The sequence below is a fragment of the Pseudomonas sp. SIMBA_067 genome (assembly GCF_046534675.1).
GTDB classification, from domain to species: Bacteria; Pseudomonadota; Gammaproteobacteria; order Pseudomonadales; family Pseudomonadaceae; genus Aquipseudomonas; species Aquipseudomonas putida.
Window position 1 is genome coordinate 328,483 of record NZ_JAWRYH010000002.1, and the last position, 15,988, is coordinate 344,470.

Sequence of the window (15,988 nt, forward strand, 5' to 3'; positions counted from 1 at the left end):
GGTTGCGATTCCTTGTGGGAGCGGCCTTGTGCCGCGAATGGGCCGCAAGGCGGCCCCCGCTTTTCCCTGGCGTTTACTGTGCCTGATAGATCTGGTCGAACACACCGCCATCATTGAAGAATTTGGGTTGTGCAGTTTTCCAGCCACCGAAGTCCTTGTCGATGGTTACCAGGTCCAGTTTCGGGAATTGCTTGCCGAATTCGGCGGCGACCTTCTCGTCACGCGGGCGGTAGAAGTTCTCGGCGGCAATCTTCTGCCCGGCCGGGCTGTACAAGTGCTTGAGGTATTCGGTGGCAATGTCGGTATTGCCCTTCTTCTCGGCGTTCTTGTCCACCACCGCAACGGGCGGTTCGGCCAGGATCGACAGCGACGGTACGACGATGTCGAACTTGTCGGCGCCACCGTCTTCCTTCAGCGCCAGGAAGGCTTCGTTTTCCCAGGCCAGCAACACGTCGCCTTGGCCGTTGTTGACGAAGGTGATGGTCGAGCCACGGGCGCCGGTATCCAGCACCGGTACGTGCTTGAACAGCTCCTGCACGTAGGCCTTGGCCTTGTCTTCGCTACCACCGGCCTTCAGGCCATAGGCCCAGGCCGCCAGGAAGTTCCAGCGTGCACCGCCGGAGGTTTTCGGGTTGGGGGTGATGACCGAGACGTCCTTCTTGATCAGGTCGCCCCAGTCCTTGATGCCTTTCGGGTTGCCCTTGCGCACCAGGAACACGATGGTCGAGGTATACGGGGTGCTGGCATCCGGCAGGCGGGTCTGCCAGTTGTCCGGCAGGGTCTTGCCGAGCTTGGCCACTTCGTCGATGTCGCCGGCCAGGGCCAGGGTCACCACGTCGGCGCGCAGGCCGTCGATCACCGCACGGGCCTGCTTGCCCGAGCCACCATGGGATTGCTGGATCTTCACCTTGTCGCCCGGGTGGGCCTGCTGCCAGTGCTTGATGAACTCGGCGTTGTACTGCTGGTACAGCTCGCGGGTCGGGTCGTAGGACACGTTCAGCAGTTCGTAGTCCTTGGCGATGGCGGAACCGGCAAAAACAGCACTGGCCAGAGCGGCAAGCGCATAACGGCGAATGGACATGGTGAAGCTCCCGATTGGCATTTTTCTAATTTTGGAGGTGTGGCGCGATCAGCCGGACTTGTTGCCGGGCTGTTGCAGGCGGAACTTCTCCTTGCGCTCGATCTGTACGACCTGAGCGTTGTGCACAGTGATCTCCACCGCACCAAACCGCAGGTCGCGCAAGGCGCTCTGGATTTCACGCAGAATGGTGGCTTCGTCCTGACCGTCGATGCTACGCAGAGATGCACTCATGCTCGTTCTCCTTGGAGTGAGGGTGCCGGGCAGAGGTTAGAAGGGGATTTGCGCCTGGCCTGAGGGCAATAGTAGTGAGGCGGAGTTATTCTTAAAAATACTGTTTAAGAATGTTTATATAACCAAATTAAAATCGCAGTATTACAGGCGACGAAAGTACCTCTGTGGGAGCGGGCATGCCCGCTCCCACAGGGTTTAGTGCTGGGTTTTGGTACTGTTTTCAGGCTCGCGGATCTTGTACCAGGCCACATACAGCGCCGGCAGGAACAGCAGCGTCAGCAAGGTGGCAACGATGATCCCGCCAATCATGGCGTAGGCCATCGGCCCCCAGAACACCTCGCGGGCAATCGGGATCATGCCCAGGCTCGCCGCCGCTGCGGTCAGCAGGATCGGCCGACGACGATGGTTGGTGGCCTCCACCACCGCATCCCACGGCGAGAAGCCCTGGGCTTCGAACTCGTCGATCTGGGTTACCAGGATCACCGAGTTACGAATGATGATACCTGCCAGCGCCAGGATGCCGAGGATCGCCACGAAGCCCATCGGCGTGCCCGTGGGCACCAGCGCCAGTACCACGCCGATCAACCCCAGCGGCGCCACGCTGACCACCAGGAACAACTTCTGCACGCTGTGCAGCTGGATCATCAGGAAGGTCGCCATAAGGAACAGCATCAGCGGAATGACCTTGGCGATGGGGCCCTGGGCCTTGCTGCTCTCCTCCACCGTACCGCCCGTGGCCACTTCGTAACCGACCGGCAACTGGCTGGCGAACTCATCGATCTTCGGCTTGAGCTGCGCCACCAGGTCAGTGGGCTGGATCTCGCCATTGACCGAAGCCTTGATGGTGATGGTCGGCTTGCGGTCACGGCGCCACACCAGCGGTTGCTCCAGCTCGTAACGCACGGTGGCGAACGACAGCAGCGGGATCGAGGTGCCGTTGGGGGTCAGAATCTGCAAGTTCTGCAGCGTATCGGGCGAGCCGCGCTCGCTGTATTCGGCGCGGGCGACCACGTCCACCAGGTAGATGTTGTCGTTGACCTGGGTGATCTGCACGCCACTGACGATGCTGTTCATCACATTGGCCACGTCTTCGGACGACAGCCCCAGCTGGCGGGCCTTGTCCTGGGCGATTTCCACGCGCAGCACCTTACCCGGCTCGTTCCAGTCGTAGATCATCTCGCCGATGTGTTCGTTCTGGTCGAGCAAGGTGGCCAGCTCGATGGCGTGCTTGCGCACCTGGTCGATGTTGGCACCGCTGACCCGGTACTGGATCGGCCGGCCCACCGGCGGGCCCATCTCCAGCGACTGCACGTTGGTACCGATGCCGACGAAGTCTTCGTGCAGGATCTTCTGCAGGCGGTCGATCATGCCCTGGCGCTCTTCGAAGCCCTTGCTGACGATCACCAATTGCGCGTAGTACGGGTTCTGCAGCTGCTGGTCGAGGGGCAGGTAGAAGCGAATCGCGCCTTGCCCGATATAGGTGCTCCAGCGCACCAGGTCCGGGTCGTCCTTGATCCGCGCCTCGAGGCGGTCGACTACCTTGCGCGTTTCCTCGATCGAGGCGTTCTGCGGCAGGTTGAGGTCGACGAGAATTTCCGGGCGGTCCGAGGACGGGAAGAACTGGTTCTGCACAAAACGCATGCAGAAGATCGACAGGGCGAACAGCACTACGGTGCCGATGATGGTCAACCAGCGGTTGCGCATGCACCACAGCAACCCGCCCTCAAATGCCCGCCCGACCCGGCCGGGTTCGGCATCGTGGGCCTTGAGCTTGTCGCTTTTGAGGATATGCACCCCGAGCACCGGCGCGAAGAACACTGCCACCACCCAGGACACGATCAGGGCCACGGCGATCACCGCGAACAGGGTGAAGGTGTATTCACCCGCAGAGCTGGCGTTGAGGCCAATGGGCACGAACCCAGCCACGGTCACCAAGGTGCCAGTAAGCATGGGGAAGGCTGTCGAGGTATAGGCGAACGTCGCCGCCTGCTCCTTGCTTTCGCCCATTTCCAGCCGCGTGACCATCACCTCCACGGTAATCATCGCATCGTCCACCAGCAGGCCAAGCGCAATGATCAGCGCACCCAGCGAAATCCGCTGCATGGTGATGCCGCTGTACTCCATGAACACGAAAACCATGGCCAGCACCAGCGGGATCGAGCAGGCAACCACCAGGCCGGCGCGCACGCCAAGGCTGACGAAACTCACGGCCAGCACGATTACCACCGCCTCGAACAGCGCGCTGGTGAAGCCGCCGACCGCCTGCTTGACCACCACCGACTGGTCGGAGACGGTGTGTACCCCGACACCTACCGGCAGGTCTTCGATCACCTGGTCCATGCGCTTTTTCAGCGCCGCACCAAACACCTGGATATTGCCGCCGGCCTTCATGCCGATGGCCAGGCCTATGGCCGTCTGGCCGTTGTAGCGGAACATGGGCGAAGGCGGGTCGACGTAGCCACGCTCGATGTCAGCGATATCGGCCAGGCGGAAGAAGCGATCGTTGATCCTCAAGTTGACGGTTTGCAGGTCCTTCTCCGAGGCAAACTGCCCGGACGTACGCACCGAGATGCGCTCCGGCCCGGCCTCGATCATGCCGGCCGGCGTCACCGCGTTCTGCGCTTGCAGTGCCTGCATCACCTGGCGCTGGTCAATGCCCAGGGCAGCCAGCTTGCGGGTGGAGAAGTTCAGGTACAGCACTTCGTCCTGGGTGCCGACCAGCTCGATCTTGCCGATGTTGGGTACATCGCGGACCTCCGCCCGCGCCTGTTCCACGTAGTCACGCAGCTGGCGCAAGGTCAGGCCGTCGGCGGTAAAGGCATAGATCGAGCCGAATACATCACCGAATTCGTCGTTGAAGCCCGGGCCCTGGATGCCCGCCGGGAATTCGCCACGAATATCCTGGATCTTCTTGCGCACCTGGTACCAGATATCCGGGATGTCCTTGGCTTTGGTGGTGTCGCGCAGGTACACGTAGACGGTGGACTCACCCGGTCGGGTGTAGCTTTTGGTGTAGTCGAGAGAGTCCAGCTCCTCGAGCTTCTTCTCGATGCGGTCGGTGACCTGGTACAGGGTTTCGTCCTGGGTCGCGCCGGGCCAGCGGGTCTGGATGACCATGGTCTTGATGGTGAACGACGGGTCTTCCTCTCGGCCCAGGTTGAAGTAGGAGAAAATCCCCATCAACAAGCCAACGAACATCAGGTACCAGACGAACGATTGATGCTTGAGTGCCCAGTCGGACAGGTTGAAGCTTCCTTTCATTGCGCATCCTCGTCGAAGGTGACCTTCTGGCCAGGCTTGAGGCTGTTGACGCCGGCGGTGACCACGCGCTCACCAGGCTGCACGCCGGCGCTCAGCACGACGCTGTCCGCGGTGCGGCCGATCAGCGTCACGTCACGGGTGGCCACAGTCTTCTGCTGGGTATCGATCACCCATACTTGGGTCTTGCCATCGCGCTCGAGCAAGGCACTCAAGGGCAATTCGCTGCGCGGGGACACTTGCGAACTGAGGGTCACACTGATGGCGGTGCCGAGGTGAAAGGCCGCCGGCGTGCTGGCCAGGGTCAGGCGAGCGCGGCGGGTACGGGTGGTGGCATCGGCCTGGGGCTCCAGTTCGCGCAGGCTTGCCGTGGTGCTGATGGTCGGGTCCAGTTGCGAGGCCACGGTGAACGTCAGGTTTTTGCTCATCTGCTCGGCCAGGCCGATTGGCAGGTCGATGACCGCTTCCTTCACATCCGGTCGGGCCAGGGTCACCACGGCCTGCCCGGCCGTTACCGTTTGCCCGGCTTCGGCCTGCCAGGCGGTAATCACGGCGGCGTGGTCGGAGCGCAGGGTGCTGTAGTCAAGCTGGTCACGTGCCTGGCTGAGCGTAGAGCGCGCCTGCTCCAGCGCCGCGCTGGTGGTTTTCAGGTTGGTCTGGGCGATATCCAGCTGGGCCTGGGCGCCAACGCCGCGGTCATACAGCTGTTGCTGACGACGGGCATCGGCCTGGGCGTTGATCCACTGCGCCTGCACCTTGGCCAGGTCGCCTTCGGCTGCGCGCAGCTGGTTCTGCTGGTCGGTCGGGTCGAGGGTGGCCAAGGTGTCGCCCGGCTTCACCTGGGCGCCCACATCCAGCCAACGCCGGGCAATGCGCCCGGAAACCCGAAAGCCCAGGGTACTTTCGAAACGCGCCTGGATACTGCCGGCGAAGCGGCCCAGCTGTGACTGCACCTGGGGTTCGACCTTCACCGACAGCACCGGCCGAATCGGCTCTGGTGCTTCTTCGTCGCTACTGCAGCCAGCCAGCAATACGCCGGCCGACAGCATCAGCAGCAGGCGTTTCATAGCTCACCCCCTTGGGCTTTGGCGTCCACCTTCTGCACCTGCATGCCGGGGTGCAGCAACTGCCCGCCAGTGACCACCACGGTTTCGCCGCCCTTCAGGCCGCTGGCGACCACAATCTTGCCGGTGAGGTAACGGCTGACGTCGACTTTGCGCAATTCCACCTTGTCGCCCTCGCCCACCACCCACACAGCGGGCTCATGCAGGGCCTTGGTCAGCGCCGACCACGGCAGTTCGATGCTGGGCCGGCCCTGGGCATTGGTGGTGGCGGTCACCGGTGCACCCAGTTGCATACCTGCAGGCACGTCTTTCAGGCCGACCTTGACCTGCACCGTGCCGCTTTGCGCCGACACCGTCGGGGTGATTTCGCGCACGAAGCCATGGGCCTGGACCTTGGGGTCGTCCAGCAGGCTGACGATCACCCCTGCATCGCTGGGGGGTGCTACCAGCAGCGATTCGTAGACGTTGAACACTGCATCGCGGTCGCCATCGGTGGCCAGGCTGAAGATCGGCATGGTCGCCTGCACCACCTGGCCGACTTCGGCCTGGCGCTCGGTGATCACCCCGGCGGCCTCGGAGACCAGTGCGGTGTAGCTGAGTTGCTCGTTGGCATTGGCCAGTTGCGCCTGGGCGGCCTTGAGCGCGCTCTGATTGCTGCGCAGCGCGGCCTCGGCAGCATCGTATTCGCTCTGGCTGGTGTAGCCCTTGGGCAGCAGTTTTTGCTGGCGCACGAAGGCGGCGCTGGTCTGGGTGACCCGCGCCTGCGCGGCGAATACTTCGGCCTTGGCCGAGTCGACGTTGTTCTGCAGGTCTTTTGGGTCGAGCCGGGCCAGCACCTGGTTGGCCTTGACGTGATCGCCCACATCCACACTGCGCGAAATGATCTTGCCGCCGACGCGGAACGACAAATCGGTCTGCACCCGCGCCTGTACGTCGCCGGTCAGGGTGACCCTGGCAGCGAAATCGGTGGGCTGGACCTGTTGCACACCTACCCGAGGCAACGTCTCGGGGACCTCTTCCTTGCTACAGCCGGTGAGCATGTAAAGCAGCCCCAGGCAGACGACCGACAGCGGACGCATCAACGCCATGCTGGCTCCTTGCTTGTGCACAAATGATTGTGGAATGCGACTGTGAGCGTAGTTCAGGGTTCGATAAACATCACTGACGCGGATCAGTTCGGTATTTTCACAGCCTGTGCCGGCCTCTTCGCGCCACCCTTGGGACCTGTGCAGTACCTGTGGGAGCGGGCGTGCCCGCGAAGAGGCCCGCACGGCACACCTGAGCTTCTGCCATATCCAGAAACCAACAGCTACCCGGCAGTGCCAGTTGAGCCGCTACCGTTCAAAATTCAAATCACGCACAGCCATTGCGTTGCGCAAGGCAGGTGTCAGGCACAAACGGATATGGCAGCCGGGTTACCAGGACCATGCGCTGCGCAGAGAAGAGAATGTGGTGCATGTAGCCCGGTACATTGTTGCCAATCCATTGAGGGCTGGATTGGTCAGGAGTGTCAGGGACTATCCCCACTGGGACGCCGTATGGCTTTGAATGGGTGCTGGGGCATTCGCGGGCTTGCCCGCTCCCACAGGGTTCATCACAAACCTGATGACTGTAGTTTCCCTCCCCTACAGGGCCCACCACAAGCTGAAAACTGTGGTGTCCCTGTGGGAGCGGGCATGCCCGCGAAAGGGCCGGGTCAGGCCGACGCAGCTACCTGTGTCGGGCGCTTGACCTGCGGCTGCGAAGCATTGGCCGCAGCGCCTTCCTCGATCGCCTGCTGAATCGCCTTGCGACGACGCTCTTCGCTGCGGCGGCTGAAGTACCAGACAAAGAAGGTCACCAGCGACACCGACAGCAGGATCAGGCTGGCCACGGCGTTGATCTCCGGCTTCACGCCCAGGCGCACTGCCGAGAACACTTCCATCGGCAAGGTGGTCGAACCCGGGCCAGACACGAAGCTGGCCAGTACCAGGTCGTCCAGCGACAGCGCGAACGACATCATGCCGCCCGCCGCCAGCGACGGCGCGATCATCGGGATGGTGATCAGGAAGAACACCTTCCACGGCTTGGCACCCAGGTCCATTGCCGCTTCTTCGATCGACAGGTCCAGCTCACGCAGCCGCGCCGATACAACCACCGCCACATACGCCGCACAGAACGTGGTGTGGGCGATCCAGATAGTGACGATACCGCGCTCCTGCGGCCAGCCGATCATCTGCGCCATGGCCACGAACAGCAGCAACAACGACAGACCGGTGATCACTTCAGGCATTACCAGCGGCGCGGTGACCAGGCCACCGAACAGCGTACGGCCCTTGAAGCGGGTGACCCGGGTCAGCACGAAGGCCGCCAGCGTACCCAGCGCCACCGCCGCCACCGCCGTGTAGCAGGCGATTTCCAGCGAGCGCATCACCGACCCCATCAACTGGGTGTTGTCGAGCAGGCCGACGTACCACTTGATCGACCAGCCACCCCACACCGTCACCAGTTTGGAGGCGTTGAACGAGTAGATCACCAGGATCAGCATCGGCAGGTAGATGAACAGCAAGCCGAGCACCAGCATCAGCTTGGAGAAACTGAAGCGTTTCATGCGCGACCCTCCATTTCTTTGGCCTGGCTGCGGTTGAACAGCAGGATCGGCACAATCAGGATCGCCAGCATCACTACCGCAAGCGCAGAGGCTACCGGCCAGTCACGGTTGTTGAAGAACTCCTGCCACAGCACTTTACCGATCATCAGGGTTTCCGGGCCGCCGAGCAGTTCAGGGATCACGAACTCGCCCACCACCGGGATGAACACCAGCATGCAGCCGGCGATGATGCCGTTTTTCGACAGCGGCACGGTGATTTTCCAGAAGCTGTTGAAGGTGCTCGAACCCAGGTCCGATGCCGCTTCCAGCAGGCTCTGGTCATGCTTCACCAGGTTGGCGAACAGCGGCAGGATCATGAACGGCAGGTACGAATAGACCACGCCGATGTACACCGCCAGGTTGGTGTTGAGGATTTGCAGCGGCTGGTCGATCAACCCGGTCCACAGCAGGAAGCCGTTCAGCAGCCCGTTGTTGCTGAGGATGCCCATCCAGGCGTAGACGCGAATCAGGATCGCGGTCCAGGTCGGCATCATGATCAGCAGCAGCAGGACGGTCTGGGTTTCCTTCTTGGCGTTGGCAATGGCGTAGGCCATCGGGAAGCCGATCAGCAGGCACATCAGGGTGCTGAAGAAGGCCATCTTCAACGAGCCCAGATAAGCCGAAAGATACAGTTCATCCTCGGTCAACAAGCCATAGTTGGCCAGGTTGAGTACCAACTGGATCTTGTCTTCGACGTAGCTGTAGATCTCGGTGTACGGCGGGATCGCCACGTCGGCTTCGGCGAAACTGATCTTCAGCACGATGAAGAACGGCAGCATGAAGAACAGGAACAGCCAGATGAACGGCACGCCGATCACCACGTGCCGCCCCTTCGGGGTCAGGCGCTGGAAGGCTCGCTTGAGCTTGCGCAGTTTCATGACCGCAGTACCACGCCGCTGTCGTCTTCCCACCACACGTACACTTCATCGCCCCAGGTCGGGCGGGTGCCCTGGCGCTCGGCGTTGGCGACGAACGACTGCACCACCTTGCCGCTCGGCAGCTCGACGTAGAACACCGAGTGGCCGCCCAGGTAGGCGATGTCGTGTACCTTGCCGCGCGACCAGTTGTGCTCGCAGGTCGGCTGCTGGGTAGTGACCAGCATCTTTTCCGGGCGCAGGGCGTAGGTGATGTGCTTGTCTTCCACCGAGGTGGTGATGCCGTGGCCGACGTAGATCTTGCGCTCCAGCTCCGGGCTGGCAATGATCGCGTGGCCTTCGGCGTCGTCCACCACTTCTCCTTCGAACAGGTTGACGTTGCCGATGAACTCGCACACCAGGCGGCTGGTTGGCGTTTCGTAGATATCCACAGGCGAGCCGATCTGGGCGATCCAGCCCAAGTGCATGATGGCGATACGCTGGGCCATGGTCATGGCCTCTTCCTGGTCGTGGGTCACCATCACGCAGGTCACGCCCACGCGCTCGATGATCTCCACCAGTTCCAGCTGCATCTGCGAACGCAGTTTCTTGTCCAGCGCACCCATCGGCTCGTCGAGCAGCAGCAGCTTGGGGCGCTTGGCCAGGGAGCGGGCCAAGGCTACGCGCTGACGCTGTCCACCGGACAGCTGGTGCGGCTTGCGCTTGGCGTACTGGGTCATGTGCACCAGCTTGAGCATCTCGGCCACGCGGGCGTCGATGTCAGCCTTGGGCAGCTTGTCCTGCTGCAGGCCGAAGGCGATGTTCTGCGCCACGGTCATGTGTGGGAACAGGGCGTAGGACTGGAACATCATGTTGATCGGCCGCTCGTAGGGCGGCATGTCGGTGATGTCGACGCCGTCGAGCAGGATCCGCCCTTCGGTAGGGCGCTCGAAGCCGGCCAGCATGCGCAGCAGGGTCGATTTGCCGGAACCGGAGCCACCCAGCAGGGCGAAGATCTCGCCTTTGCGGATTTCCAGTGACACATCGTCTACGGCGATGGTTTCGTCGAACTTCTTCGTGACCCGGTCGATTTTGACCAGCACCTGCTTGGGTTGCTGGCCACCCTCGAGGGCTTTCTTATAGGCACCGGAGGCAACTGCCATGAGTGAAACTCCCAACAAGATTTGTGTGCCCGCCCCTGCTTGGGCGGCGGGCCTGGATTGTTACTTGCCCGACTTGACCTTGGTCCAGCTACGGGTCATCAAGCGTTGCACCTTGGGCGGCAACTCTGAATTCACGAACATCTTGTCCAGCACTTCCTGCGGTGGGTAAACCGCAGCGTCAGTCCTCACGGCCTGGTCCATCAGGTCGCCAGCCTTGGGGTTCGGGTTGGCGTAACCGACGTAATCACTGACCTGGGCGATAACCTCAGGTTTCAGCAAATAGTTGATGAAGGCGTGGGCCTCTTTGACGTTCTTGGCGTCGGCGGGGATCGCCAGCACGTCGAACCAGAGGTTGCCGCCTTCCTTGGGAATGGCGTAGGCCAGGTTCACGCCCTTCTTCGCTTCTTCAGCGCGGGCCTTGGCCTGGAAGATATCGCCCGAGAAGCCTGCCGCGACGCAGATGTCGCCGTTGGCCAGGTCGGTGATGTATTTGGACGAGTGGAAGTAGGTCACGTACGGGCGCACGGCCAGCAGCTTCTGCTCGGCTTTTGCATAGTCCTTGGGGTCGGTGCTGTTGGGGTTGAGGCCCATGTAGTTGAGCACCGCCGGCAGCATTTCGTCCGCCGAGTCGAGGAAGGCCACGCCGCACTTGGAGAGTTTCTTCATGTTCTCGGGTTCGAACAGCACGGCCCAGGAGTCGATGGTGTCCACGCCCAGCGCGGCCTTCACCTTGTCGACGTTGTAACCGATGCCGTTGGTGCCCCACAGGTAAGGCACGGCGTACTGGTTGCCTGGGTCGTTCTTTTCCAGGCGTTTCATCAACGCCGGGTCCAGGTTGGCATAATTGGGCAGCAGGCTCTTGTCGAGCTTCTGGAACGCGCCCGCCTTGATCTGCTTGCCGAGGAAATGGTTGGACGGCACTACCACGTCATAGCCGGTGTTACCGGCCAGCAGCTTGCCTTCCAGGGTTTCGTTGGAGTCGAACACGTCCTGCACGGGCTTGATGCCCGTTGCTTTCTCGAAGTCCGCGAGTGTGGTCGGGCCGATATAGTCGGACCAGTTGTAAAAGTGCACCGTAGGCGCCGCTTGGACGCTGCATGCCAGCGTCAGGCCCGCACCGGCCATCAAGGCCTTGCGGAATACAGAAATAGACAAGTGGGTGCTCCTCACAATCAGTGCCTGGGTCGCGACAATGCTGCCGCACACGCAAAACCGGCGCGCAACTTACCTTCGCAGCTTCGATGCCGCAATCAACAATTGCCTTTCACTGGCTCTGGGCCGGTAAAGCCCGGCCCAGAGGTGTCGCATCGGGCTTATTTGCCCGATTTGATCTTGGTCCAGCTGCGGGTGATCACACGCTGCACAGAAGCGTCAGGCGCAGCGATTGCGTACAGCTGCTTCTTCACTTCGGCAGGCGGGTAAATGCTCGGGTCACCGCTGATGTCTTTATCCACCAGCGCAGTAGCAGCTTGGTTGCCGTTCGGGAAGCGCACGGCGTTGGTGATCTCGGCCATGATTTCCGGCTGCAGCAGGAAGTTCATGAACTGGTAGGCCTCATCCTTGTGCTCGGCATCTTTCGGGATGGCGACCATGTCGTAGAAAGTACCGGCGCCTTCTTTCGGAATGACGTAGTCCACTTTGACCTTGTCTCCGGCTTCGTGGGCACGGGCCTTGGACTGCTCCAGGTCACCCGAGTAACCGACGGCTACACAGATGTTGCCGTTGGCCATGTCACCGATGTACTTGGAAGAGTGGAAGTAGGTGATCGAAGGACGAATCTTGAGGAACAGGTCCTCGGCGGCCTTCAGGTCTTCTTTCTTGGTACTGTCGCTCGGGAGGCCCAGGTAGTGCAGCGCGGCCGGGATCATTTCGGTCGGTGCATCCAGGAAGCTCACACCGCAGCTTTTGAGCTTGGCAATGTTCTCAGGCTTGAACACGACGTCCCACGAGTCGATCTTGTCCACGCCCAGCGCGGCCTTGACCTTCTCCGGGTTGTAGCCGATGCCGATCGAGCCCCACATGTAAGGGAAGGCGTGCTTGTTGTCCTTGTCGCTGGCATCGCCAACGGCTTTGAGCAGGTCCGGATCGAGGTTTTTCCAGTTAGCCAGCTTGGAACGGTCCAGTTCCTCGTAAACCCCCGCCTTGATCTGCTTGGCCAGGAAGTTGTTGGACGGCACCACGATGTCGTAGCCCGACTTGCCTGCCAGCAGCTTGGCTTCGAGGGTTTCGTTGCTGTCGAATACGTCGTACTTGACCTTGATACCGGTCTGCTTCTCGAACTTGGCGATGGTGTCCGGCGCGATGTAGTCCGACCAGTTGTAGACGTTCAACACCTTGTCGTCAGCCTGTGCAGCAGTAGCCATGGCACCCATCAGGGCTGCGGCCAGCAACGTCTTGCCCATTTTATTCATGCGTCATGCTCCAGAATTTTTATTTAGCCATCTGTTCAGCAGCCAGGACCTACGGTGCAGAGCGCGCGGCGACTGAATCAGTCGCTAGTCTGGCAAGTTACGAGGCTCTGTTTCAAGGAAAGCAGAGCCTTGTAACGACTTAATGTCACATCGCTAGCCTAGCAAATGCCTACCGAATCGCCTCAAGGGTCAAGTCGAGGCATTTGCGTGCCTTTTCCACCAGTTCGTCGATTTCCGCATGGCTGATGACCAGCGGCGGCGCGATGATCATGGTGTCACCCACCGCACGCATGATCAGGCCGTTTTCGAAGCAGAAGGTGCGGCAGATCATGCCCACGCCCTTGCCCTCGTAACGGCTGCGGGTGGCCTTGTCTTTCACCAGTTCGATCGCGCCAAGCATGCCAAGGCCGCGCACTTCCCCCACCAACGGGTGGTCCTGCAGCTCACGCAAACGCTTTTGCAAATACGGTGCCGCTTCAGTACGCGCCTTCTCGACAATTTTCTCGTCGCGCAGGATGCGCAGGTTTTCCAGGCCCACCGCGGCCGCTACCGGGTGGCCCGAATAGGTGAAGCCGTGGTTGAAGTCACCGCCTTCGCTGATCACCTTGGCCACTTTGTCACGCACGATCACACCGCCCATGGGGATGTAACCGGAGGTCAGGCCCTTGGCGATGGTCATCAGGTCGGGCTTGAGGTCGTAGTAGTCAGAGCCGAACCACTCGCCGGTACGGCCGAAACCACAGATGACTTCGTCGGCAACGAACAGGATGTCGTACTTGGCGAGAATCTCCTTCACCTTCGGCCAGTAGGTTTCTGGCGGGATGATCACGCCGCCTGCACCCTGGATAGGCTCGGCAATGAAGGCGGCGACGTTGTCTTCGCCGACTTCGAGGATTTTCTTCTCCAGCTGTTCGGCCGCCCAGATACCGAACGCATCCGGGGTCATGTCACCGCCTTCGCCGAACCAGTACGGCTGCGGGATGTGCACGATGCCCGGGATCGGCAAGCCGCCCTGCTCGTGCATGCCGCTCATGCCGCCCAGGCAAGCACCAGCAAAGGTGGAGCCGTGGTAGCCGTTGATACGGCCGATGATCGTCTGCTTGTGCGGCTTGCCCTTCAACGCCCAGTAGTGGCGCACCATACGCAGCACGGTGTCGTTGCCTTCGGAGCCGGAGCCGGTGAAGAACACATGGGTCATGCCCTCGGGCGCCACATCGGTAATGGCCTTGGCCAGTTCCAGTGCAGGCGGGTGGGCCGTCTGGAAGAACAGGTTGTAGTACGGCAGCTCGCGCATCTGCTTTTCTGCTGCCTGCACCAGCTCTTCACGGCCGTAACCGACCGCCACGCACCACAGGCCCGCCATGCCGTCGAGGATCTTGTGCCCCTCGCTGTCCCACAAATGCACCCCCTGGGCCTTGGTGATGATGCGCGGCCCCTTCTCCTTCAGCTGCTTGTAGTCACTGAAAGGTGCGAGATGGTGCTCCCCGCTCAGGGTTTGCCATTCACGGGTTTGCGGGTTGTTGGTGCTCATGTGCTTCTCCGTTGTTCGACAGCCGCGCTCCAGCGGCCCCAGGGTTTATCAGACAGCGAACAGCAGGAACTCTCGCTCCCAGGAACTGATGACACGCTTGAAGTTTTCGTGTTCGGCGCGCTTGGTTGCGACGTAGCCGGTGATGAACTTCTTGCCCAGGTACTGCACCAGCGCACGGCTGTTTTCCATGCGCTCCAGGGCGTCTTCGATGGTCAGCGGCAAGCGCAGGTTGCGGCGTTCGTAGCCACGGCCCTGTACCGGCGCGCTGGCCTGAATGCCTTCGACCATGCCGATGTAGCCACACAGCAGGCTGGCAGCAATGGCCAGGTATGGGTTGGCGTCGGCGCCCGGCAGGCGGTTCTCGACCCGGCGGCTTTGCGGGCCGGCATCCGGTACGCGCAGGCCGACAGTGCGGTTTTCTTCGCCCCACTCCACGTTCACCGGCGCCGAAGTGTCGGGCAGGAAGCGGCGGAACGAGTTGACGTTGGGGGCGAACAGCGGCAGCGCCTCGGGGATGAACTTCTGCAGGCCACCGATGTGGTGGAGGAACAGCTCGCTCATGCTGCCGTCTTCATTGCTGAAGATGTTCTTGCCGGTGGCCACGTCGACCACGCTCTGGTGCAGGTGCATGGCACTGCCCGGCTCGCCGGTCATCGGCTTGGCCATGAAGGTGGCAGCCACGTTGTGCTTGAGCGCCGCCTCGCGCATGGTGCGCTTGAACACCAGGATCTGGTCGGCCAGGTGCAGGGCGTCGCCGTGACGGAAGTTGATTTCCATCTGCGCCGTGCCGTCTTCGTGGATCAGCGTGTCCAGGTCCAGCTGCTGCAGTTCGCACCAGTCGTAGACGTCTTCGAACAGCGGGTCGAATTCGTTGGCGGCTTCGATCGAGAACGACTGGCGGCCGGTTTCCGGGCGGCCCGAACGGCCTACCGGAGGCTGTAACGGGAAGTCCGGGTCTTCGCTGCGCTTGGTCAGGTAGAACTCCATCTCAGGCGCGACAATCGGCTGCCAGCCCTTGTCGGCGTAGAGCTTGAGGACTTTCTTCAAGACGTTGCGTGGCGACAGTTCGACCGGGTTGCCCTTCTTGTCGTAGGTGTCGTGGATCACCTGCGCAGTCGGCTCGATGGCCCACGGTACAAGGAACACGGCATTCTCGTCGGGGCGGCAGATCATGTCGATGTCGGCCGGGTCGAGCAGTTCGTAATAGATGTCGTCGTCGACGTAGTCGCCGGTCACGGTCTGCAGCAGCACGCTCTCGGGCAGGCGCATGCCTTTTTCGGCGATGAATTTGTTGGTGGGCGAAATCTTGCCGCGCGTGATGCCGGTCAGGTCACTGATCATGCATTCGACTTCGGTGATCTTGTGCTCTTTCAACCAATCGGTGAGCTGGTCGAGGTTGTTACTCATAAATACCTCAGGAGGTAAGGTGGGCCGCGCATTGATTCTGGATGGAGTAGATTGCTAAAGCAAAAACCCCCGCGCAGCGCCGCAGTGGATACACTGAAAACAAGTGTGTCCGTAATGAGTTCGAAGGGCAGGAAGACGAAGCGAAGGGCGGCAAGCCGCTACGAGGGCGGGCCCGAAAACGCCAAACGTCAATTATTGCGGCCAGGGCGACCACGCCATCGACGAAGCTTGCAAAAACGACAGAAGTACCCGTTGGCACTGCGCAGGCAGTGCTTTCAGGTCGCGGCAAGCGGACCATGTGACCCTCGTATTATTGTGTTCTGGGTTGTGACCGAGCTTAGCCTTGTTCATTTTTTTAC

General features: G+C 61.3%; 12 protein-coding genes and 1 pseudogene. 1 reads left to right on the forward strand and 12 read right to left on the reverse strand.

Annotated features, from left to right (window positions below; translation table 11 throughout):
* Nucleotides 1–73 precede the first annotated feature (73 nt).
* From SB765_RS06780 to SB765_RS06800, 5 genes are all read right to left on the reverse strand, one after another.
* Entirely contained in the window at nt 74–1,081 is a 1,008-nt protein-coding gene (locus SB765_RS06780) for a sulfate ABC transporter substrate-binding protein (protein WP_016502136.1), read from the reverse strand.
* A 48-nt stretch (nt 1,082–1,129) separates the two neighbouring features.
* The gene (gene oscA, locus SB765_RS06785; protein ID WP_016489716.1) at nt 1,130–1,312 is read right to left on the reverse strand and encodes a sulfur starvation response protein OscA; all 183 of its coding nucleotides are present in this window, start codon (nt 1,310–1,312) and stop codon (nt 1,130–1,132) included.
* Between the two features lie 195 nt (nt 1,313–1,507).
* Nucleotides 1,508–4,573 carry an efflux RND transporter permease subunit gene (locus tag SB765_RS06790; RefSeq protein ID WP_410931108.1) on the reverse strand — a complete coding sequence of 1,022 codons (3,066 nt, stop codon included), beginning with the start codon at nt 4,571–4,573 and terminating at the stop codon, nt 1,508–1,510.
* Nucleotides 4,570–5,637, reverse strand: a complete 1,068-nt coding sequence (locus tag SB765_RS06795) for an efflux RND transporter periplasmic adaptor subunit (RefSeq protein ID WP_341797060.1) — start codon at nt 5,635–5,637, stop codon at nt 4,570–4,572. The genes SB765_RS06790 and SB765_RS06795 overlap by 4 nt, the downstream gene beginning before the upstream one ends.
* A complete protein-coding gene (locus SB765_RS06800; protein ID WP_410931109.1) occupies nt 5,634–6,722 on the reverse strand; it encodes an efflux RND transporter periplasmic adaptor subunit in 1,089 nt (362 codons plus the stop codon). Before SB765_RS06800 ends, SB765_RS06795 begins: the two co-directional genes overlap by 4 nt.
* Before the next feature lie 256 nt (nt 6,723–6,978).
* Between SB765_RS06800 and SB765_RS06805 the strand changes: the two are divergent.
* Nucleotides 6,979–7,182: pseudogene (locus SB765_RS06805) on the forward strand (transposase); the annotation flags it as partial.
* 148 nt (nt 7,183–7,330) lie between these two features.
* Here the strand turns inward: SB765_RS06805 and SB765_RS06810 are convergent.
* The 7 genes from SB765_RS06810 to SB765_RS06840 all read right to left on the reverse strand — a co-directional run bounded on the left by SB765_RS06810 (nt 7,331) and on the right by SB765_RS06840 (nt 15,629).
* Nucleotides 7,331–8,224, reverse strand: coding sequence for an ABC transporter permease subunit (locus SB765_RS06810; protein ID WP_016489721.1), 894 nt, complete (start codon nt 8,222–8,224; stop codon nt 7,331–7,333).
* Nucleotides 8,221–9,141, reverse strand: coding sequence for an ABC transporter permease subunit (locus SB765_RS06815; protein ID WP_341797062.1), 921 nt, complete (start codon nt 9,139–9,141; stop codon nt 8,221–8,223). Before SB765_RS06815 ends, SB765_RS06810 begins: the two co-directional genes overlap by 4 nt.
* Nucleotides 9,138–10,280 (reverse strand): polyamine ABC transporter ATP-binding protein, encoded by a 1,143-nt coding sequence (gene potA / locus SB765_RS06820; protein WP_043198900.1) that lies wholly within the window; start codon nt 10,278–10,280, stop codon nt 9,138–9,140. Before potA ends, SB765_RS06815 begins: the two co-directional genes overlap by 4 nt.
* A gap of 60 nt (nt 10,281–10,340) precedes the next feature.
* Nucleotides 10,341–11,435: a polyamine ABC transporter substrate-binding protein gene (locus SB765_RS06825; RefSeq protein WP_041167936.1), complete on the reverse strand. Its 1,095-nt coding sequence runs from the start codon at nt 11,433–11,435 to the stop codon at nt 10,341–10,343.
* Nucleotides 11,436–11,593: 158 nt separating this feature from the next.
* Entirely contained in the window at nt 11,594–12,691 is a 1,098-nt protein-coding gene (locus SB765_RS06830; RefSeq protein ID WP_016502143.1) for a polyamine ABC transporter substrate-binding protein, read from the reverse strand.
* 169 nt (nt 12,692–12,860) lie between these two features.
* Nucleotides 12,861–14,222, reverse strand: a complete 1,362-nt coding sequence (locus SB765_RS06835; RefSeq protein WP_019473410.1) for an aspartate aminotransferase family protein — start codon at nt 14,220–14,222, stop codon at nt 12,861–12,863.
* A gap of 48 nt (nt 14,223–14,270) precedes the next feature.
* Nucleotides 14,271–15,629, reverse strand: coding sequence for a glutamine synthetase family protein (locus tag SB765_RS06840; RefSeq protein WP_016502145.1), 1,359 nt, complete (start codon nt 15,627–15,629; stop codon nt 14,271–14,273).
* Between the last annotated feature and the right edge of the window lie 359 nt (nt 15,630–15,988).